General features: G+C 48.4%; 20 protein-coding genes. 11 read left to right on the top strand and 9 right to left on the bottom strand.

Translation table 11 applies throughout. The features are described from left to right. Positions 1 to 28: 28 nt before the first annotated feature. The 4 genes from gldD to mutY form a co-directional block, all read right to left on the bottom strand. Entirely contained in the window at positions 29 to 634 is a 606-nt protein-coding gene (gene gldD, locus GWC95_RS02385; RefSeq protein WP_237722038.1) for a gliding motility lipoprotein GldD, read from the bottom strand. A gap of 48 nt (positions 635 to 682) precedes the next feature. After that, positions 683 to 2,089, bottom strand: coding sequence for a gliding motility-associated protein GldE (gene gldE, locus GWC95_RS02380; RefSeq protein ID WP_237722037.1), 1,407 nt, complete (start codon positions 2,087 to 2,089; stop codon positions 683 to 685). A gap of 21 nt (positions 2,090 to 2,110) precedes the next feature. Further along, positions 2,111 to 2,542, bottom strand: a complete 432-nt coding sequence (locus tag GWC95_RS02375) for a single-stranded DNA-binding protein (RefSeq protein ID WP_161817064.1) — start codon at positions 2,540 to 2,542, stop codon at positions 2,111 to 2,113. 133 nt (positions 2,543 to 2,675) lie between these two features. Beyond that, complete coding sequence (gene mutY, locus GWC95_RS02370) at positions 2,676 to 3,749, bottom strand: A/G-specific adenine glycosylase (RefSeq protein ID WP_161817063.1); 1,074 nt, start codon at positions 3,747 to 3,749, stop codon at positions 2,676 to 2,678. A 223-nt stretch (positions 3,750 to 3,972) separates the two neighbouring features. On the opposite strand from mutY, the gene GWC95_RS02365 reads away from it, so the two are divergent. The 3 genes from GWC95_RS02365 to GWC95_RS02355 all read left to right on the top strand — a co-directional run bounded on the left by GWC95_RS02365 (position 3,973) and on the right by GWC95_RS02355 (position 7,006). After that, positions 3,973 to 4,263 carry an HU family DNA-binding protein gene (locus GWC95_RS02365; RefSeq protein WP_161817062.1) on the top strand — a complete coding sequence of 97 codons (291 nt, stop codon included), beginning with the start codon at positions 3,973 to 3,975 and terminating at the stop codon, positions 4,261 to 4,263. 114 nt (positions 4,264 to 4,377) lie between these two features. After that, on the top strand, positions 4,378 to 5,133 hold the full coding sequence (locus tag GWC95_RS02360; protein ID WP_317164068.1) for a tetratricopeptide repeat protein: 756 nt from the start codon (positions 4,378 to 4,380) through the stop codon (positions 5,131 to 5,133). Between the two features lie 322 nt (positions 5,134 to 5,455). After that, entirely contained in the window at positions 5,456 to 7,006 is a 1,551-nt protein-coding gene (locus tag GWC95_RS02355; RefSeq protein ID WP_161817060.1) for an Rne/Rng family ribonuclease, read from the top strand. Positions 7,007 to 7,094: 88 nt separating this feature from the next. On the opposite strand, the gene GWC95_RS02350 is transcribed toward GWC95_RS02355, so the two are convergent. Further along, positions 7,095 to 7,772 carry a hypothetical protein gene (locus GWC95_RS02350; RefSeq protein WP_161817059.1) on the bottom strand — a complete coding sequence of 226 codons (678 nt, stop codon included), beginning with the start codon at positions 7,770 to 7,772 and terminating at the stop codon, positions 7,095 to 7,097. A gap of 601 nt (positions 7,773 to 8,373) precedes the next feature. Between GWC95_RS02350 and radA the strand changes: the two genes are divergently transcribed. Together radA and bshA are read left to right on the top strand one after the other, a co-directional pair. Beyond that, positions 8,374 to 9,744 carry a DNA repair protein RadA gene (gene radA / locus GWC95_RS02345; protein ID WP_161817058.1) on the top strand — a complete coding sequence of 457 codons (1,371 nt, stop codon included), beginning with the start codon at positions 8,374 to 8,376 and terminating at the stop codon, positions 9,742 to 9,744. A 41-nt stretch (positions 9,745 to 9,785) separates the two neighbouring features. Continuing rightward, on the top strand, positions 9,786 to 10,925 hold the full coding sequence (gene bshA, locus GWC95_RS02340) for an N-acetyl-alpha-D-glucosaminyl L-malate synthase BshA (protein ID WP_161817057.1): 1,140 nt from the start codon (positions 9,786 to 9,788) through the stop codon (positions 10,923 to 10,925). 19 nt (positions 10,926 to 10,944) lie between these two features. Here bshA and GWC95_RS02335 read toward each other — a convergent pair whose 3' ends face one another. Then, positions 10,945 to 12,126: an aspartate aminotransferase family protein gene (locus tag GWC95_RS02335; RefSeq protein WP_161817056.1), complete on the bottom strand. Its 1,182-nt coding sequence runs from the start codon at positions 12,124 to 12,126 to the stop codon at positions 10,945 to 10,947. A 190-nt stretch (positions 12,127 to 12,316) separates the two neighbouring features. Here GWC95_RS02335 and GWC95_RS02330 point away from each other — a divergent pair, with 190 nt between their 5' ends. Together GWC95_RS02330 and GWC95_RS02325 are read left to right on the top strand one after the other, a co-directional pair. Next, positions 12,317 to 12,850 (top strand): gamma carbonic anhydrase family protein, encoded by a 534-nt coding sequence (locus GWC95_RS02330; protein WP_161817055.1) that lies wholly within the window; start codon positions 12,317 to 12,319, stop codon positions 12,848 to 12,850. Positions 12,851 to 12,880: 30 nt separating this feature from the next. Beyond that, positions 12,881 to 13,090, top strand: coding sequence for a hypothetical protein (locus GWC95_RS02325; protein WP_161817054.1), 210 nt, complete (start codon positions 12,881 to 12,883; stop codon positions 13,088 to 13,090). A 41-nt stretch (positions 13,091 to 13,131) separates the two neighbouring features. Here GWC95_RS02325 and GWC95_RS02320 read toward each other — a convergent pair whose 3' ends face one another. The 3 genes from GWC95_RS02320 to rsgA all read right to left on the bottom strand — a co-directional run bounded on the left by GWC95_RS02320 (position 13,132) and on the right by rsgA (position 16,566). Further along, on the bottom strand, positions 13,132 to 14,313 hold the full coding sequence (locus tag GWC95_RS02320) for a DUF4249 domain-containing protein (RefSeq protein WP_161817053.1): 1,182 nt from the start codon (positions 14,311 to 14,313) through the stop codon (positions 13,132 to 13,134). 100 nt (positions 14,314 to 14,413) lie between these two features. Beyond that, a complete protein-coding gene (locus tag GWC95_RS02315) occupies positions 14,414 to 15,586 on the bottom strand; it encodes a DUF4249 domain-containing protein (protein WP_161817052.1) in 1,173 nt (390 codons plus the stop codon). A 53-nt stretch (positions 15,587 to 15,639) separates the two neighbouring features. Further along, positions 15,640 to 16,566, bottom strand: a complete 927-nt coding sequence (gene rsgA, locus GWC95_RS02310) for a ribosome small subunit-dependent GTPase A (RefSeq protein ID WP_161817051.1) — start codon at positions 16,564 to 16,566, stop codon at positions 15,640 to 15,642. A 149-nt stretch (positions 16,567 to 16,715) separates the two neighbouring features. Here rsgA and ubiE point away from each other — a divergent pair, with 149 nt between their 5' ends. From ubiE to GWC95_RS02290, 4 genes are all read left to right on the top strand, one after another. Beyond that, entirely contained in the window at positions 16,716 to 17,447 is a 732-nt protein-coding gene (gene ubiE, locus GWC95_RS02305) for a bifunctional demethylmenaquinone methyltransferase/2-methoxy-6-polyprenyl-1,4-benzoquinol methylase UbiE (protein ID WP_161817050.1), read from the top strand. Continuing rightward, a complete protein-coding gene (porT, locus tag GWC95_RS02300) occupies positions 17,420 to 18,142 on the top strand; it encodes a type IX secretion/gliding motility protein PorT/SprT (protein WP_161817049.1) in 723 nt (240 codons plus the stop codon). The genes ubiE and porT overlap by 28 nt, the downstream gene beginning before the upstream one ends. A gap of 130 nt (positions 18,143 to 18,272) precedes the next feature. Beyond that, entirely contained in the window at positions 18,273 to 19,613 is a 1,341-nt protein-coding gene (locus tag GWC95_RS02295) for a dihydroorotase (protein WP_161817048.1), read from the top strand. Between the two features lie 37 nt (positions 19,614 to 19,650). Continuing rightward, a complete protein-coding gene (locus GWC95_RS02290) occupies positions 19,651 to 20,967 on the top strand; it encodes a MutS-related protein (RefSeq protein ID WP_161817047.1) in 1,317 nt (438 codons plus the stop codon). The last annotated feature ends 1 nt before the right edge of the window (position 20,968 follow it).

Raw genomic sequence — 20,968 nt, 5'->3', positions numbered from 1 at the left:
GATCCTGCAATGCGCTGTTTCCTTCCCTCTATTTCTTCCATTTAAAAGTATTCACCAAATGCTTCATATCCTCCAGCAGGAACGAATTTACGATGCCGAGCGAATCTGCATTGGGTGTGGTATCAAAATACAACGCGCCGCGCAGGAAATGCTTTACGCTGTCTGTTAAAAAGAACTGGTTGTTGGTGGCAACATCCCCGCCTACCGTAAAGAATACGCCGTGGATGTTGTTCTTCGTGGCGATCAATGTGTCTTCTATGGAGTTGGCGCGCGAAGTGTGTTTGCCGGTGAGCATGAATGTCTGCTGGATCAACGTATCAAAATTGTACTTGCCGATCTCTTTATAACTCACATAGATCCTTCCCGCAAACTGCGGAAAATCTACATTGATCCACCATGGGTTTTCGGTTGCCTCGTCAAAAAAAGTGGTGTCTTTTACGATCCTGCCGTAAACAGGATATTCAAACGAGTAAGGATACCCCGGCTGATCGAACAACACATACTTTTTTTCAGGGAAGTTGATCTTGTAATACCCAACAGGCTTCGCCGTGTAATTGCTGTTGCAGGATGCGGCTGCCGCCCAAAGCGCAACGATCGTTGTAAACAGCGTGATTGTATTGAATGGCTTTTTCAAGAAAAATGTTTTGCGTCAAAATCTTACAGCGATGTGTAAACCCTTTGCTCAGCCAGCGTTCTGCGGGCTGATCGTCACTTTCACTTTCTGTATCCTGTTCTTTTCTATTTCCAGCACGGTGAATTCGAAATCGCCTGCGCGCAGCACCTGCATCGGCTGCGGTATTTCGCCGGCCAGCTCGAGCACGAGCCCGGCAAGCGAATCGCTTTCTCCTTTCACCTGGTCAAAGATATCGGAATTCAGCTCCATCGCCTTGCATACATCGTTGATCATCGTTCTTCCTTCAAAAATATAATTGAACTCGTCGAGCTTTTTAAAATTGGCCTCTTCTTCGTCAAACTCGTCTTTTATTTCACCGATCACTTCTTCCAGGATGTCTTCGAGCGTAACAATGCCGCTTGTTCCGCCGAATTCATCAACCACCATGGCAAAATGTATGCGTTTCGACTGGAACTCCTGCAACAGGTCTTCAATGAATTTCTGTTCGTGCACAAAATAAGGTTGCCGCATGAGCGGGTGCCAGTTGAAATCGTCGTTTTCGTGCAGGTAAGGCACCAGGTCCTTGGTATGGATCATACCAACAACATTGTCAAGGTCCTCTTTGTACACAGGCAACCTGCTGTAGTTAAGCTCGCGCACGGTAGCGATGAGTTCGCCGAAAGAAATATCCTCGCTTACCCCGTTCACATCCACGCGGGTTTTCATGATCTGTTTAACGGTGATGTTTCCAAACTTCACGATCCCTTTCAAAATGTTCTTCTCGTTTTCTGAAGCGGAGTTGTGCGTGGTAAGATCGATGGCATGATCAAGCTCTTCGAGACTGTAAGAAGAGCCATTGGTGCGGCTGGCCAGTTTTCTTTCGATGATGTCTGATGACCTTACGAGCCGCTTGCTCAATCCTGCAAACAGCAAAGAAACACCCTGCACAATGCCGCCGAAATCTTTTGCAAAGCGAACATTGTTCTGCGTGGCCAGCACTTTCGGCATCACTTCCCCAAACAGTACGAGTATAAAGGAAACCGCAACCACTTTGATGACGAATTCCACCCATACCGCATTGAACCTTTCAAAATCGAACATATCATCGATCAGCAGGTTTGAAATGATGATGATGGATATATTGATAAAACTGTTTGCAATGAGTAGCGAAGCCAGCAAAACTTTCGGTTCTTCCAGCAGGTCAACAATTCTTTTGTAAGACGGTTGCTGTTTTGATTTGAGGTTGTTGATGTCTTTGTAAGTGAGCGAAAAAAAAGCGACCTCCGATCCGGATAAAACAAAAGAGAGGAACAGCAGCAAAAACAACACCATCACAAGTACGGTTGTGCCCTGCGCCTGCATGGCCGATAACAATGTTGGATGAAGAAGAAATGCTGAAGCCGGGTGGTGATCCAAAGCGCGTGTTTTTAATGAAAGATCAGGAAGTGGTTTGCGGCCGGCTTCCTGTTTGTACAAAAGTATTGTTTTAAAGGGTCATCAGAAGGGTAATGTTTCCCCCGGGTCGGTCAGCGGCGGAACGTCGTCGCCGGGATATCCTTCCAGTGAGTCGCCCGGCCCGCCGGCGCCATGCCCATCGCCGCGTTTATCGAGCATGATCAGGTTATCACCCACAACTTCTGTCGCAAATTTTTTATTGCCGTCCTTGTCCTCCCAGCTGCGTGTCCGGAGACGGCCCTCTACGTAGATCAAACTTCCTTTGTGCAGGTATTTCTGTGCCAGTTCGGCAAGTCCCCGCCACAGTACCACGGTGTGCCATTCGGTTTGCGAGATCAGTTTGCCGGAGCGGTCCTTGTATGTTTCAGTAGTGGCCAGGGGAAATTTTGCTACCGCGATATTTCCTTCCAGGTGCTGTACATCAGGATCTTTACCGAGATTACCGATCAGCATTACTCTGTTAACTCCTCTCATACGATAGGTTTTAAGTTCGTCGCAGGTTCAATCACCTTAAAAATACCTTTTTTTAGGGAACAAAAGAAGTGCCGACCCTGGCGTTTCTGCTGGAAGGGAGCTGTTTTTACTGATGTGTTCCAAAAAATACCCATTAAAACAAGGTTTCCTGGAACGCTGGTGTTTCGAGGTAACTGGTAATAAACCTGGGGAAGGGCAGCTTCCTCAGTTTTTCAACCGGCTGCCATTGGTAATTTTTCAGAAAGGAAGGAACAGAGGGCAGCCCCACGCGGATAAACTGGCCCCTGATCTGCTGGTGCGTCAACTGCTGCCTGGCCACCGGCGAAATATGGTTCACCGTGGCCTTGCCGATGCCGATCTGCTCTTTGAGCCATGCCTTTACCGTGGCTTCATCCCATTTTACCTGTTCTTCTGTTTCGAGCAGGTAAAACTCGTTCAGGTTTTGCCAGATGTCTTTCCCGCTGCGGAAATTCACAAGTATTTTTCCCTGGTGTTCAAACAGGAAATAATAGAACCATCGGTGTTTGCGGAGCAATGTTTTTTCTTTTACGGGAAGCTGGTTCACGCGGCCCTCTTTGAAAGCGGTGCAGTAGGGCTGCAGCGGGCAGCTGCTGCAGGCAGGTGCAACCGGCTTACAAACCGTGGCGCCAAAATCCATGATGGCCTGGTTGTAAAGGCCCGCTTCGTTTTTGGAGAGCACTTTCTGGGCGAGACCTGTAAAAAGCTGTTTCCCGCTGGTTGAGTCGATCGGCTCGCTGATGCCAAAATAACGGGCAAGTACGCGGAACACATTTCCATCCACAACGGCATAGGGCAGATCATACGCGAACGAAGCAATGGCAGCGGCGGTGTACGGGCCAACTCCTTTCAACGCAAGTATGTCTTCGTACCGGTCGGGAAAAATACCGTTTCGTTCCCGGTCTATTTGTCTTGCGGTAAACAACAGGTTTTTGCACCTGTTATAATAACCCAGTCCTTCCCATAATTTAAAAACTTCCTGGTCGGGCGCCTTGGCCAGGTGCCGGATGGTGGGGTACCGGGTGATGAAATTGGTATAGTATTTCCAACCCTGCGCTACCCGGGTTTGCTGCAGGATCACTTCGCTGAGCCATATTTTGTAGGGGTCCTTCTCTCCCTTCCATGGCATCTCTCGTGAATTGTGCTGTTTGTGCCATTCCATCAGTATATCGGTGAACTTTTTTTCCATAAGCGGGGGCAAATATGCAATAAATAAGGCCTTTTCAGGGTTTTTAATTGGGGTTTCCGGGTAGGTAACCGGAAATATTTTCAGGGGCGTTAAAAATGCATCGGTGTTGAATCATTTATCTATCAATTAGTAACGCCTATAATATTTAATCCATCTTTCTTGTATTATTCAATTGTTTTGGTTTATTTTAATATCCCGTTGTTTATTAAAACCAATTATTATTATGAGAAAATCAGATCTCATTAACCAGATCTCCGATAAAACCGGTATCCCGAAAGTGGATGTCCTGGTTACTTTGGAAACCATGTTTAAGGAAGTAAAGGAAAGTCTTTCGAACGGCCAGAATATCTACATCCGCGGTTTCGGAAGCTTTATTACCAAGAAAAGAGCCGCCAAGATCGGCCGCAACATCAAGAAGAACATTGCGGTGGAAATTCCGGAACATTTCATCCCTGCCTTCAAACCCGCGAAAGAATTTGTGAGCGAAGTGAAAAGCAAACGCAAGCCTGACTAACTTCGCGCAAAGCGATCCGGAGTGAAAAAACAGCAATTAGTATTAGTCAGCATTGCCTTAACCGTCTTTGTTCTACTGTATTTCTTTGGAAATACCATACCCCCCAAAAAAGCCGTGCCCGAAACCGGTCAGGCGCAACACGATGATCATCAATCGATTAGCTTTGACGATCTGTTGAAACAGGCCAAAACCAGGATCAGCCCTGAGCAAAACGAGCGCCTGCTGAAACTGGAAAATTCCGTGAAGCGCGGTGATGTAAAAGAACAGCAATTGCACCTTTACCACCAGCTTGCCCGCTTCTGGTACGACTCGGTGCGCCTCTTCGAACCCTATGCTTATTACACCGGCGAAGCCGCGAAGTTGGAAAATTCTGAAAAAAGCCTCACCTTTGCCGCCCATCAGTTTTTAGACAGGATGATGGACGCGCGTGATCCTGCCCTGCAAAACTGGCTGGCAACGAATGCAAAAGTTCTTTTTGAGAAGGCCCTTGCCCTTAACCCGGCAAACGATTCGAGCAGGATTGGCCTTGGCGCCTGTTACCTGTTCGGAAACATTTCGGAGAACCCGATGCAGGGAATTTTGCCTGTACGCGAGATCGCCGAGAAGCACCCGGATAACTTGTTTGCACAAAAGATCCTGGCGCTGGGTGGTAAGAAAAGCGGGCAGTTCGACAAAGCCATAGAGCGTTTCAAGATCATCGTTCAGAAAGATCCCGGTAACCTCGAAGCCCTGTTCAACCTGGCCGAATGCTACGAGGAGAAAGGCGACAATGCAAATGCCGTTAAATGGTATGAGCAGGTAAGAAAACTGGTAGTGGTTCCGGAAGCGCAGAAAGAAATTGACAAACGTATCACCGAATTGAAAAAATAAATTTATTAATTAACTAACAAAATTACTTAGTGTATGCCTTGTGGTAAGAAGAGAAAGCGTCATAAAATTGCGACCCACAAACGTAAAAAACGTTTAAGAAAGAACCGTCACAAGAAAAAGAATAAATAATTCTTGAGTTGACCTTATAAAAACGCACTCCACGCAATGTGGAGTGCATTTACACTTTCCTGGAGTTCGTCACTACCTTCTACGCTGCAACTTTTCCCTTTTCCTTCCCGATCAGGTGACGAAAGAAACTATGTGAGTGTGTATTGCCCTGCCGTATACCGGCTGTGATTTTGTATTTAAAAGTTGCTAGTTTGTGAACAAAGAATTAATCATTAATGCAGGCCCTACAGGCGTGGAGATCGCGTTCCTGGAGGATAAAAAACTTGTTGAACTGCATAACGAAACTACAGATGCCAGCTTTGCGGTTGGCGACCTGTACCTCGGTAAAGTAAAAAAACTGATACCGGGTTTGAACGCCGCATTTGTAGATGTAGGGTTCGAAAAAGATGCCTTCCTTCATTATACCGACCTTAGCCCGTATGTACGCTCTATCCTGAAATTCACGCAGATCGCGATGAACGACAAAGAGCCGAACGGTTTTGATTTCAGCAAATTCCAGTCGGAAGCCGAGATCGTAAAAACAGGAAAGATCAATGAGGTGCTCAATGGCAAACCGCATGTATTGGTCCAGATCTTAAAAGAACCCATCGCGGCCAAAGGCCCCAGGCTGAGTTGCGAATTGTCGCTGCCCGGCCGCTTTGTTGTACTTACCCCGTTCAACGAGATCGTTGCGGTTTCCAAAAAGATCCATTCTTCGGAAGAAAGAAAAAGATTGCACAAGATCGTTGAGGCCATACGCCCCAAAAACTTCGGTGTGATCGTTAGAACGGCTGCCGAAGGCAAAAGCACGGCAGAGCTTCACCAGGATCTCCTCGCACTGGAAGAAACCTGGAAAACGATCAAAACAAACCTGAAAGGCGCCGTGGCCCCGGTAAGGATCTTGAGTGAAGAAAACAAAACCACCAGCATTCTGCGCGACCTGCTGAGTGCCGACTTCAATAAAGTGGTGGTTAACGATAAGAACCTGTTTGGCGTAACGCAGAGTTACATACAGCGCATCGCCCCCGACAAAACAGACATCGTAAGTTTTTACCAGAATGGCCTTCCCATCTTCGACCAGTTTGGTGTTACGAAGCAGGTGAAATCTTCTTTTGGCAAAACGGTAAACCTTCCCAGTGGTGCCTACCTCATCATCGAACACACGGAAGCCTTGCATGTGATCGATGTGAACAGTGGTTACAAAAGTGTGAGCAACAACCAGGAAGACAATGCACTCGAAACAAACCTCGAAGCCGCTGAAGAAATTGCGCGCCAGTTAAGGTTGAGAGATATCGGCGGGATCATCGTTATCGATTTCATTGACATGAAGCTGCCCGACAACAAACGCAAGGTGCAGGAAGCGATGGAAGGCTTTATGAAAACCGACCGCGCGAAACATTCTGTGTTACCTATTTCCAAATTCGGATTGCTGCAGGTTACGCGCCAGCGCATGAGGCCGGAAGTAAACATCAATACCTCGGAAGCCTGCCCGGCCTGTAATGGCACCGGTAAGATCTCTTCTACCTTGTTGCTGGAAGACGAGATGGAAAAACGACTCGCGTATCTCGTTACACACGGCCACAAAAACCTGACGCTGGTTGTTCACCCGATCGTATATTCTTATCTCACCAAGGGTCTGTTCTCCTCCATCATCAAAAAATGGAAACGCAAATTCAAAACAAACCTGAAAGTGCTGTCAAATACAAATTACCACCTCATCGAATTCAGGTTTATGAATGAACATGAGGAAGAGATAAAGTTTTAATCGGATAACGAAATAAAATACGGGGTACGGTTTACAAAGTGCGGATCGGTTTGCGGTTTGAACTTCGTAACTCGTACCCCGTACTTTTTTATAGTGTATTGTAAAAGCCGATCAACGCCGCCACACTCTCCGCATTCCTGAAGTTTACCTGGTTCTCTGTTATAAATTTATGAACGGCCTCCTGTTTGTCTGCAAGCTCCGCAAGTACGAGGTCCTTGTCTTTTCTCCAATGCTTCAGCGTTCCGTTTGAAGAGAGGTAATATTCTTCAAAGGTTTCGTATTCGTAGTAAACGGAGCGGGTCATGTCGTTTACCCGTTCCGTTACTTTCTTCTGTAAAGATTTAAGAAAACTGCAGCGGCCGTCGGCAAGCACGATGTAGAAGTGATCGCGTGTCTGTTGATCGAACGGCGGGTAGCCAGACCTGACCCTGTAAGAAAACGTTCCGGCAGCTGTGGTGTCTTTGTAAGCGATCTCTTTTACGTTTCCTTTCAAAAGCATGGTACTGACACCGTTGGCAAATACACATTCCGTTTCGTTTGATACCAGGTTGAGCCTGAACCTTACATTGCTCATTACGCGGCCGCTCTTCATGGTGATGGTTCCATATTTCAGGTCGGCATTCAGAAAAGGCGTTTCGTTGTCGGAATAAACCACAGGTATTTTTACCGCAACGCTTTCGGTTTTCACGCCCAACAAAAGTTCCGGCGCCATGACTTTGGCCAACATAAAAAAACTGCTTACTACAATTGCGGTCGTGCGGATCATGGGAACTGATTTGTATTAAAGTTAGCTGATCGGGCTGTAAACCGTTCACTGGCCATACATTGCCCCCCGGTGGCCGGGCCGCCCTTGATACAGGACCGGATGGATCGGTTGTATTTCAACCACTGATCATATATAATATATTTACATTTAATAAAAACGAGGGTTGTTTCCCTTTCTCAACGCCTTTTCCAACCAGCGGTTTGACCCGGGTTAAACTTTATATGATTTTATTCGGTTTTTTAACCCTTTTAGAATCATATCATTAACAAATTCACCCGCTTGCAGGGGTAGGCAACCCCAATGAAACCAAGGGCAAAAACCCCTTTTTGCGAGCCGTTAAATTTATGCCACAGGCCAAAAATTAATTTTGAAATCTGCCCTGTTTTTGTAATTTAGTGGAAGAATTTAATGGGTTAGTAAGTAACGGGGTCAACAGCAATGTTGGCCCTTTTACGTAATAAAAAGTCCTGGGTCGGGGCAAATTTTGTATACCTGCGGTTTTGTTTTTCTTTCCATTCTTTTCCCGAACAAACCGGCAACTTTGGTTGTTTGTTTTCTTTCCGGTTCACCACAACTTTCTTTTCTCGCTTTATCTTTGGTTATGAGTAAGATCAAAACGGCTTTTTTTTGCAGCAACTGTGGTTATGAGAGTGCGAAATGGTTGGGCAAGTGCCCGGGTTGCTCGCAATGGAACACATTTACCGAAGAGATCCTCGACAAAGGCAACAACAAGGAAGAAAACTGGGTTGGCTATACGGCTGAAAAAAGGAACACCAAAACCGTTGCATTGAGCGACGTGATCAGCACCACCGAAAAACGCATCATCACAAAAGATACAGAACTCAACCGCGTGCTCGGCGGTGGTATTGTTCCGGGCAGCATCATCCTGGTGGCGGGTGAGCCGGGTATCGGCAAGAGCACTTTGTTTTTGCAGAATGGTTTGCTGATAGACCAGTTGCGCGTTTTGTATATCAGCGGCGAGGAGAGTGAGCAGCAGATCAAGATGCGCGCCGACAGGCTGAAGATCGTGAACGATAATTTCTACCTCCTCACAGAAACATCCACACAAACCATCTTCCAGGAAATAAAAAAACTGAAACCGCAGGTGGTGATCGTTGATTCGATACAAACGCTTCAATCCAACATCATCGACTCTTCCGCGGGCAGTGTTTCGCAGATCAGGGAATGTGCGGGTGAGTTCCAGAAGTTTGCAAAGGAAACGGATACGCCGGTTTTTCTCATCGGCCACATCACAAAAGACGGCGCCATTGCCGGGCCCAAGATCCTCGAGCACATGGTTGATACCGTTCTGCAGTTTGAGGGCGACCGCCACTATGCCTACCGCATCCTCCGCACCCTGAAGAACCGGTTCGGAAGTACGGCCGAGCTTGGCATTTATGAAATGACGGGTGATGGCATGCGTATTGTTTCCAATCCCTCGGAGATACTGATCGCGCAACGCGAAGAACAGCTCAGCGGCAGCGCCATTGCAGCCACGCTCGAGGGCATGCGTCCGTTGCTGATAGAAGTGCAGGCGCTCGTAACCCAAAGCGTTTACGGAACACCGCAAAGAACGGTGAGCGGTTTTGACCTGCGCAGGCTGCAGTTGCTGCTGGCCGTGCTCGAAAAACGCGGCGGCTTCCAGTTTGGGATGAAAGATGTTTTTATAAATATTGCAGGCGGTATCAAAGTAGAAGATCCTTCTATCGATCTTGCAGTGATCTGCGCCCTGCTTTCGTCGTATGAAGATGTGCCCCTGCCCGCCCACGTATGTTTTGCGGGTGAAGTGGGATTGAATGGAGAGATCAGGGCCGTGAACAGGATAGAACAAAGGATCGCCGAGGCAGAGAAACTGGGTTTCGAGAAAATCATCGTATCCCGTTACAACAAAAAAAGCTTCGACCCCAAAGCGTACAAGATCAATGTGACGGCGTTGAGCAGGGTGGACGAAGTGTACCAGCAGTTATTTTAATGTTCCATCTTTGCGGCAGCTGCGGTGGATAAATTCAAATTATGAGAATAGGAATTGTTTGTTACCCAACTTTCGGCGGAAGCGGTGTGCTTGCCACAGAGCTTGGCAAAGCCCTCGCCGATGAGAACCACCAGGTGCATTTCATCACCTACCAGCAACCCGTTCGACTGAATGTGTTCAACGCCAATATTTTTTACCACGAGGTGCGTGTGCCCACGTATCCCCTGTTTGATTACCCGCCTTATGAAGTGGCGCTCGCCAGTACAATGGTGGATGTGATCATGAATTACGACCTCGATCTCCTGCACGTGCACTATGCCATCCCGCATGCATCGGCTGCGTATATGGCAAAGCAGATCGTTAAACAGAAAACGGGCAGGAGCGTTCCGGTGATCACCACATTGCATGGCACAGATATTACGCTGGTGGGCAAAGACAAAACCTACGAACCCGTTGTTACTTTTTCCATTAACGAGAGCGATGCCATCACTGCTGTGTCGCAGAACCTGAAAGATGAGACCTTCCGTTCGTTCGCGATCCGGAAAGACATACAGGTGATCCATAATTTTGTGGATGTAACCCGTTTCAACAAAAAACCTATAGACGCGTTCCGCAAAGTAGTGGCGCCAAACGGGGAAAAGATATTGATCCACGCATCCAATTTCAGGAAAGTAAAACGTGTGGATGATGTGATCAGGGTATTCGCCGCCGTGCGTAAAGAAATGCCCGCCAAATTGTTAATGGTAGGCGATGGCCCCGAAAGACCGGCCACCGAAGAGCTCGCAAGAAACCTGGGTGTTGACGAAGACGTGCGCTTTCTCGGCAAGCAGGAGCAGATGGAAGACATCCTCGCCGTGAGCGATGTGTTCCTCCTTCCTTCCGAGTACGAAAGCTTTGGTCTTGCAGCCCTTGAAGCCATGGCCGCACGCGCCGTGGTGATCAGCAGCAATGCCGGCGGCCTGGCCGAAATCAATGAACACGGAGAAACCGGCTATCTCACCGAGGTAGGCGATGTTGCATCGATGAGTGCGTTTGCCATTGACCTGCTGAAAGATGAGAAGAAATTAGAGAAGATGAAAGAGGCCGCCTATCAACAGGCGCTGCGGTTCGATATCAAGAACATCATCCCGATCTATGAAAAGCTGTATGCGCAATATTGCCGCCGCACGCCGTGCAAATAAATGAGCCGCCGTGGATGGTTCAGGTATGCGTTATGCTTTTGATGATCACCGAGCACACTTCTTTCAATTCATCTTCGCTGATGCTCAGTGGCGGTGCGATGCGCAAACGGTCTGCCGCAAACAGGAACCAATCTGTGATCAGCCCGTTTTCAATACACCGGTGAACCACGTTCCTGTTCGCTTCATCGGATGAGAACTGCAGCGACATCCAGAGCCCGCAATGTTTTCTTGAAACGATGGATGGATGAACAAGTTCGTTTACCAATATCTGTTCTTTCCGTTTTACTTCGCTTGTATATTTCTCGCGCAGCAACACTTCGAACGCGGCCTTGCCCGCTGCGCAGGAAACGGGGTGTCCGCCAAAAGTGGTGATGTGGCCGAGCACCGGGTCGTGTGTCAATGTATTCATCAGATTCCGCTCCGCGATGAAGGCGCCGAGCGGCATGCCCCCGCCCAAAGCCTTACCCAGCAGCAGGATATCTGGAACAACCCCGTATTGTTCAAACGCCCATAGCGAACCTGTTCTTCCAAAACCTGCCTGGATCTCGTCGAATATAAGCAGCACACAGTGCCGGTCGCATTTTTCGCGGATGCGTTGCAGCCATTCTTTGGAAGGCGTGGTAACGCCGCTTTCTGCCTGCACGGTTTCAAGGATCACGCAGGCGGTTTGTGAGTCGATGGCATCGATCACTTCTTCCTGGTTGTAATCGTAATGATACACACCAGGCAACAATGGGCGGAACGCGTTGCGCCAGTATTCGTCTCCCATTACACTCAATGCGCCCTGTGTGCTCCCGTGGTAAGATTTGTTGAAAGCAATTATTTTAGAACGTTTCGTTACACGTTTCGCCAGTTTCATGGCGCCTTCTGTTGCTTCGGCGCCGCTGTTGGTAAAATACACGCAGTTGAGTGAGGGCGGCAAATGATCCGTCAGCAATTTGGCATAAGAAGTTTGCGGCGCCTCGATAAATTCGCCGTACACGATGAGGTGCATGTACGCCGCGGCCTGCTCCTGCACCGCCTTTACCACCGAAGGATGTGAGTGCCCGATGTTACATACACTGAATCCTGAAATAAGATCCACATACCTTTTACCCGAAGCATCCCACAAATGAATGCCCTCTGCGCGCACCATTTCAATACCGATAGGCGCGGCCGATGTTTGGGCGATGTGCTGCAGGAAGAGGTGACGGTGGTTCATGAGGCAAATATCGTGAATCGTGAATAGTGAATGGTGAATTTTACCAGGAGCTGTCTTGTGAAGGAAAGGTAACGGATGATGAGCGCGAAAAAATAGTGCGGAAACATACAGATCAACACTTATCACCCAATTGCCATCCCCTTGCTTATATCTGTTATTACTCCTACCTTCATATCCTCAACCCCTTCTCATGGCAACCATCCTCCCTGTTCTTGGCAAAGCGCCGCAGTTTGGCGAAAATTGTTTTGTTGCGCCCAATGCAACCATTGTTGGGGATGTGGTGATGGGCAACGACTGCAGTGTCTGGTTCAATACCGTTATCAGGGGCGATGTTCATTACATCAAAATGGGCAACAAGGTGAATGTGCAGGATGGCGCGGTTATTCATTGCACCTATCAGAAAAACCCAACGCAGATCGGCAACAATGTTTCCATTGGCCACAATGCGCTGGTGCATGGGTGTACGATCGAAGATGATGTGCTGATCGGTATGGGCGCTATTGTGATGGACCGGTGCATCGTACACAGCAATTCCATCATCGCCGCAGGCGCCGTGGTGCTGGAAGGAACGGTTGTTGAGGCCGGCAGCATCTATGCAGGCGTTCCCGCAAAAAAAGTAAAGGACATTTCGCGCGAGCTGATCAATGGCGAGATAAACAGGATAGCGAACAACTATATCAAATATGCTTCCTGGTTCAGCGATCACAATGAGGCGCCCGAGTGAGCATTACCAACCGAAACCAACGCTGTAAATATGAGAAGGCTTGTTCCAATGCTGCTGCTGTGCACAATGGCGCTCTGCTCATGTAACATGATGCGCAATCTTCTTGCCCGGAAAGAAAAACCCGGCGGTTGCCCCGTAGGCAGAAACGTGGGCGCGGAAAAAATACTGGCCGGCGACGAAAAATCCATCAAAGCCGCGCGGAAAGCGGGGAACTATAAATCTGATAAAGGGCTGAATTAATCGATGCCTGTACGCACCAGCAGCCGGTATATTTTCAGTTGCTACCAGAACGATGGCTTCACATTATACCCTCTCACCGTGCACACCACGCATTCGGTGGGTGCAACGAACACACTGTCGATCAGGTTCGGACTTACCCTGTTGAACTTACTTACCTGTGTTGGCGTATGCGCCGCGCTGATCTCGAGCGGTGGTGTATTTGCGATCTTTGTTTCCAGGGCGCAACCACTGCGGTAGCGCCAGCTGGTTACCTGCTGTTGATCAATGAAGATGCGCTGTACTTTCTCTTCCGTTACTTCTACAAAACCGATCACTGTTTCGGAAGGGCTGGCAACGCTTCTTACGTTGCCGAGGTTTTCAGAAGGCTGCGAATCGAATATGGACCCGAGCAACTCCGTATTTTTTCTCAGCAATTCAAGCGATTTATAATGTTCACGGCTGATGTAGCTCAGCTTTGCATTCATGCTGTAACGCACCGCCAGCTCTTCGGCTCCCGTGGGAATGTGGCGCAGTTGAAAATTAACCGACCTGTTCTCCTTCAACTTTTCGGTTGATGTGATCAGGATCTTTTTTGCAGAAGCATCTTTCCAGCAAAAAAACAAAGAGAGCACATCGGCAAAAGTTGCAGAGTCGCGGTAACCCACGTGGTGCGGGCCCACCACCGGGTCGTAAAAAACTTTCAGCCTTGTAAAATACTGCGAGTGTATCTCCCAGGTATCATCAAATTTCCAATAATAAAAACCAATTGAGTCCGTGGTGTTGTGTGTGCTGCCGTATATATAAACACCATCTGTTTCCTGCTTCCATGAAATGCTGTCGATGGCAGGTGTTCTGCGCACGGCTGAATAATCAGACAGGTATTCTTTACCACCCTGGGTAATGATGCGCAAACGGTATTGATCGGCGGGGTTTATGTTCACGGCCGCGGTGTACACACCCGGGGTGCTGGCCACTTCGGCAAGTACAACGGCGGTTGTGTTCAGTTTGCCTTCTACACTAACCACTGCTTTTGTTTCGTACTGCACCAGGCCGTTGCCGAGTTTTGTGGTACGCGATAAAGTGAAGGTTGTATTGCCCGGGCCACTGTTGATGAATCCGTCGACCACCAGGTAACCCGTAGCAGGCTGGGTAACGGGTGGAACATATTTTTCCCTGCAACCCTGAGCGGCCAATATAGACACGACGATCAATAAAAAGACTGCCCTTTCTCTCAGTTTGTGCATGGTTTTGGGTAAGCCCAGGTAATATACGAAAATCCTGTTATGTCAGGCGCCGTGACCGTCAGCCGGTTTCTTCACCCGTTCATAAAACTTTCAACCCGGGCTACCAGAACGCCGGGCGTTTATTATACCCACGCAACCTGCAATCCACACAAATCGTCGGGGCAATGTAAACGCAGTCGATCAGGTTTGAATTATTAAAGTTCCATTTGGATACTTCTGTTGGCTCCGCGCCTGCGCTGAGGTTGAGCGGTGGTATGTTTGCGATCGTATCTTCTACCGGGCAGCCTTGTCGATAACGCCATTCCTGCAACTGCTGCCGGTCGATGAAGATTCGTTTGACCTTTTCTTCAGACACCTCAATAAACCCAACCACTATCTCACCGGGAACGGTAACGCAGCGTATGTTTCCATAGTTGTCTGAAGGCTGTGGATCAAAGATAGACCCCAGCAGTTCGGTGTTTTTCTTGAGCTGTTCGAGGAACTTGAGGTTGTCTTTGCTGATCGAATACAATTTTGCGTTCATGCTGTAGCGAACACCGATCTCTTCGGCGTCGCGCCTGATGAACCGCATCGGGAAAAAGGCAACCCTGTTCTCCGTCAGTTTCTCCGTGGAGGTTACGAGAATCGAACGTGCTGTATCGTTTTTCCAGCAGAAATACATACTGTAATCGTATCCGCGTGTAGCAGAATCGCGGTAGCCGATGTGATGCGGCACGCCTTTGGCATCGTTGTACGCTTTGAACCGCGTGAGGTACTGAGAATGGATCTCCCAGGTTTCATCGTAGGTCCACCTGTAAAAACCCACCGGTTCCTGTGTATTGTGCGTGTTGCCGTAAACATAAACGCCGTCTGTTTCTTCCTTCCATGAAATACTATCGATGGCAGGCGTTCTGCGTACGGCTGAATATTCCGAAAGGTATTCCCGCCCCGCCTGTGTGATGATGCGCAAACGGTATTGATCCGCCGGGTTAAGCGTTAGTTGGGCAACGGAATAGTTACCGGGCTTTCCCGTTACTTCATTCAGCAGCACGGCTGTTGTGTTCAGTTTTCCTTCCACACTCACTTTCGCCTTTGTTTCGTATTGAATGGTGATGCCTGCGCTGAGCCTGGTGGTGCGCGACAAAACAATGGTAGTGGGCCCGGGCCCGCTGTTGATGAACCCATCTACCACGAGGTAGCCCGTAACGGGGTTGTTTACATTGGGTACATATTTCTCCCGGCAGCCACTGATCAGCATGAACAGGAGAATGAATAGCCCCGCGCGATTGTGCATTTGTTGGTATTTGTGTACTGGTGAACAGGCCAGGTATGCCCTAATTTACAATTTTAATAGAGATTTTCTTCGATGGTATCCAGGATCGTTAAATAACTCGCGTACCGGTCGATCGAAATAGAGCCTTCGTTCACCGCATCTTTCACGGCGCAGCCGGGTTCATTGATGTGCATGCAGTTGTTGAACTGGCAATCGTTGATGAGCACGCGCATTTCAGGAAAAAAATGGGAGAGTTCCTGTTTGCTGATGTCTACCAGCCCAAACTCACGAACCCCGGGCGTATCAATGATCTGCCCGCCGCCGGAGAGATCGAACATTTCGGCGAAGGTGGTGGTGTGCAGCCCTTTACCGCTCCAACTGCTCACTTCCTGCGTGCGAAGGTCAAGTTCGGGAAAAACGGCATTGATAAAAGTGGATTTACCAACCCCGCTGTGCCCGCTCAGCAAAGTGGTTTTGTTGTGAAGCAATTCCTTCACCTCCCCGATGCCTGTTCCTTCCAGCACGCTTACCAGCACCACTTTATATCCAACGGATTCGTAAATGCCCTTGAGCAGGTCGAAGCGTTCCATCTCTTTTTTGCGGTAGATGTCTGCTTTGTTGAACACAATGATCGCGGGGATATGATACGATTCGCAGGAAACCAGGAAACGGTCCATAAAACCCTGCGATGTTTTGGGATCTTTAAGCGTGGCAAACAAAATACTCTGGTCGAGGTTGGATGCGATGATGTGGTGCTGTCTTTTATTGTGCGGCGAAACACGCGCCACGTAATTCCTGCGGTCGTAGATCTCATCGATCATCGCGGATTTTTCCTGCACGTCTTCCACCACCATCTCCACCTCATCGCCCACCGCCAGCGGGTTGGTGGAAGTGATCTCATCGATCTTAAAGATCCCTTTGATGCGCGCATTGTACATCCTGCCGTCTTCGGCTTTTGCAACATACCAGGAACCGGTGGACTTGTAAATGCGGGCTTTCATAGAACGAAGATAGGGAGTTCACGGCTTGGAGTTGAGCGCCGGGCGCAATGCCTTTTTCAACCAATTTTAACCCATTTTAACTTTTTTAACCGGGCGCAATGCCAAACTCCTAACACCAAACTCCCAACTCTTCGGTATCTTCGCAACCTATGTCGAAATTCGCACATGATGAAGTGGTGCCTTACCAACATAGTCAGCTGGACAAGAAACAGCAGGTGGCAGATATGTTTAACAGCATTGCTTACCGTTATGATTTCCTGAACCGGTTTTTGAGTGTGGGTATCGATGTATGGTGGCGCAAAAAAGCGATCAGCCAGTTAAGGTCCATAGCTCCCCAACAGGTGCTCGATGTGGCAACGGGTACGGGCGATGTGGCCATCATGACCCACAAAATGCTCAAACCCGCCAGCATCACCGGTATCGATATTTCGGAGGGCATGCTGGCATTTGGCAGGAAAAAGATCGAAAAAGCGGGCCTTTCGGATCAGATCGAGCTGAAAAAAGGGGATAGTGAGAACATCCCGTTTGAAGACGATTCCTTTGATGCCATCACCGTAGCTTTCGGTGTCCGTAATTTTCAGAACCTGGAAAAGGGGTTGAAAGAAATGCGCCGTGTATTGCGGCCCGGCGGAAAACTGATGGTACTGGAGTTTTCAAGATCGAAAAACGTGCTGTTCAAGTTTTACATGAACAGGATCACACCAACGATCGGCAAATTATTTTCAAAGAACAAAGAAGCATACACCTATTTGAACCACAGCGTTCAGGCCTTCCCCGAAGGTCAAACCTTTTTAAACATTATGCATGAAGCAGGATTTACCCAAACGTATTTGAAAAAACTTAGTTTCGGAATATGCACTATTTACTGCGGAAGCAAGTAGTCCTGCCTCTTATTGTTCTACTCTTTTGTGCATCGCAGGCCGATGCGCAGAAAGAGATCTTTCGTCGCAACCACGATGATCTTGTTTATTATTTCGGTCTTACGCTCGGATACAACTATTCCTATTTACACATTTCAAAATCAAACCTGTTTCTCAGCAACGACAGCATCCAGACCGCGGAGCCGGGCTCGAGCGGGGGCATTGCAATGGGGTTGATGGCAACAGCAAGGTTGTCTGATCATTTCCAGGTAAGGCTTAACCCGCAGTTGATCATTGGCGGATCGAAGTACATTGCCTATACCCTGAAGAAAGCAAAACCGGGGGAAGCGTTTTACCAGAACCAGGTGCTGCCGTCTACGCTCGTCAGTTTCCCGATACAGCTTAAATTCAACTCGGACCGCATCGGCAATTTCAGGACCTACCTGCTCGGCGGACTGAAATACGACACGGACCTGTCCAGCAATTCATCTGCACGCAATGCGGATGACCTGATCAAACTAAAACGGAACGATCTCGGTTTTGAACTGGGCATCGGTTTTAATTTCTACCTGCCTTTTGTAACCATTTCGCCGGAACTGAAGATCAGCAACGGCCTGAGCAACATCCATCAACTGGATCCGAACCTGAAATATTCCAATGTGCTGGATAAGATCCTTTCGCGGATGATCGTTTTTTCCATTCATTTCGAGGATTAGGGTTCTGCGCACCAGGCGCACTGCCATCTTTACCCCGCTCTGTTGGCACCCTATGTTCTGAAAAAAAATAAAAGCTTACTGCCTGCAGCTTTTACCTTTCAGTTAAATTCGTATCCCACAATCGAAACCCATGAAACAATACATCATCAAAAACACCACCATCGTCAACGAAGGAAAAAAAACGCAGGGCGATGTATTGATCAGGAACGGAAGAATAGAAAAGATCGCAGCTTCGGTTGATACGAAGGGAAAGAGCGATGAAATTGACGGTGAAGGACAGTATCTCGTACCCGGCGCAATCGACGACCAGGTGCATTTCCGCGAGCCGGGTTTAACACACAAGGCAACCATTTACACCGAAGCGCGCGCTGCTGTTGCCGGTGGCGTCACGGCTTTTATGGAAATGCCCAATACCCAGCCGCCGGTGTTTACGCAGGAATTGCTCGAGAACAAATACGAGATCGCGCGGAACACGTCGCTGGCCAATTATTCGTTTTTTATGGGAACATCGAACGATAACATCGAAGAGATCCTTAAAACAAACGATAAGAAAGACAAAGTATGCGGGGTAAAGGTTTTCATGGGTTCATCTACGGGAAACCTGCTGGTTGATAACCCGTTGATGCTCGATAAGGTTTTCAGCGGAAGCGAATTGCTGATTGCAACGCATTGCGAAGACGAGGCCATCATCAAGGCAAACCTGAAGGCGCTGAAAGAGCACAAGGGAAAACTGGAGCCGTCCGATCATCCTGTTATCAGGAACGAAGAAGCCTGTTTCGAATCTTCCTTCAGGGCCATTCAATATGCAAAGAAATACAACAGCAGGCTGCACATCCTTCACATCAGCACGGCGAAGGAACTGCAACTGTTTACAAATATGATACCACTGGCCGACAAGCGCATTACCGCGGAAGTGTGCGTGCACCATCTCCATTTTACCAGCGATGATTATGCGCGGTTGGGCAACCGCATCAAATGCAATCCTGCCATCAAGGCGTCGCACAACCGCGAGGCCTTGTGGGAGGCACTGCTGGATGACCGGCTTGATGTGATCGCCACCGACCACGCGCCGCATACCTGGGAAGAAAAACAGGAAGACTACGAACACGCGCATGCAGGCCTTCCGTTGGTGCAGCACTCGGTGCAGCTGATGCTGAATTATGTGAAAGACGGAAAGATCAGCATCGAAAAAATGGTGGAGAAGATGAGTCATGCGGTGGCCGATTGTTTCCAGATCAAAGAGCGCGGCTATATAAGGGAGGGCTACCATGCGGATGTTGTGTTGGTTGATATGAACCGGCCAACCACCGTTGCCAAAGAAAACATACTTTACAAATGCGGATGGAGCCCGCTCGAAGGCTTCCGTTTCCCGGCCTCCGTTACACATACTTTTATAAATGGCCACCTGGTTTATGGAAATGGGGTGTTTGATGAATCACAGAGGGGAATGCGGATGGAATTTTCACGGTAGAAAAGATTAAATTACGTAGAACGCTCAATCGCCGAATATGCTTGTAGACAAAACCACGCTTGCTGATCTCTCGATATTTCATAGTGAGGAGGAGCAGTCTGTTTTTCATCATCTCAATTACACACAAACCAATGTTGGCCGCGAATACCTCAGGCATTTACTGGGCGCGCCACTGGGCAGCATCGACACCATTCTCGATACGCAGAAAACCATACAGCTTTTACAATCGGTAGAAAAAGAATGGCCCATCGCCGTTACCAACGGAACCATCATGGTGATGGAACGTTTTTACGAGTCGCAGTTCAGCAAGTTTGCTCACCAGCCCAATGCGGTGAATGCGCAGTTCTATAAGATCTTCTACAATCCCGACTACTCTTTGCTCCGCTATACGGTTGAGCATGCGATCGATTTTACACGCGGGCTGCAAAAGATCATCGACCTGTTGCAGGAAAGGAACCTGAGTAAACAACTCGCCGGCTGGATCACGCGCATCAGTATGCTGCTGAACAAGGAGATGGTGAAAGAGATGATGCACGAAGACAAAAAAACGCTTAGCCCGGTACAGGTATTACGCTATGGCGGTTTCATACGGTTTCATTACAAGAGCCAGGTGTTTGAACTTGCAGATATATACAGCCGGCTCGATGCGTACCTGAGCCTGGCCATCGCCTGCACAAAATACAATTTCTGTTTCCCTGAGATCCAAGCGGGAACAGAACCCTACATCAAGGCAAAAGGGCTGAACCATATGATGCTCACGGAACCCGTATCGTACGATATCGAGATCTCCCGCGAAAAGAAAAACTTTTTGTTTCTTACCGGGGCGAACATGGCGGGCAAAAGCACTTTTATTAAAGCCGTTGGTATTTCCGCCTACCTCGCCCACCTGGGCATGGGCGTGCCGGCCCGGGAGATGCAGCTGAGTATGCTGGATGGGATGTTGAGTAACATACAGGTGGTAGACAACATCATCAAAGGCGAAAGTTTTTTCTTTAACGAGGTACAGCGCATCAAGAATACCATCGAAAAAATAAGCGACGGGAAGAACTGGCTGATACTGATCGATGAACTTTTTAAAGGAACCAACCAGCAGGATGCCGTTAAATGCAGCATCACGGTAATTGAAGGATTACGCAAGATGCAGAATGCCTTGTTCATACTTTCCACACATCTTTACGAGATCGGCGCAGACCTGCGCAAATACGACAATATACAGTTCCACTATTTCGAAACCGCCGTGGAAGGCGATCAGCTTATGTTCAGTTACCAGTTAAAAGATGGCATCAGCAACGACAGGCTCGGCTACCTGATATTGAAAAAAGAAGGCGTGGTGGATTTATTGGAGAAATTATAAT

Origin of the sequence: Sediminibacterium roseum, from assembly GCF_009939005.1 — a bacterium.
In the GTDB taxonomy this organism is placed as follows: Bacteria; Bacteroidota; Bacteroidia; order Chitinophagales; family Chitinophagaceae; genus Sediminibacterium; species Sediminibacterium roseum.
Note: the sequence above shows the minus strand (reverse complement) of the source record. Positions and strands in the feature narration are given on the sequence as shown.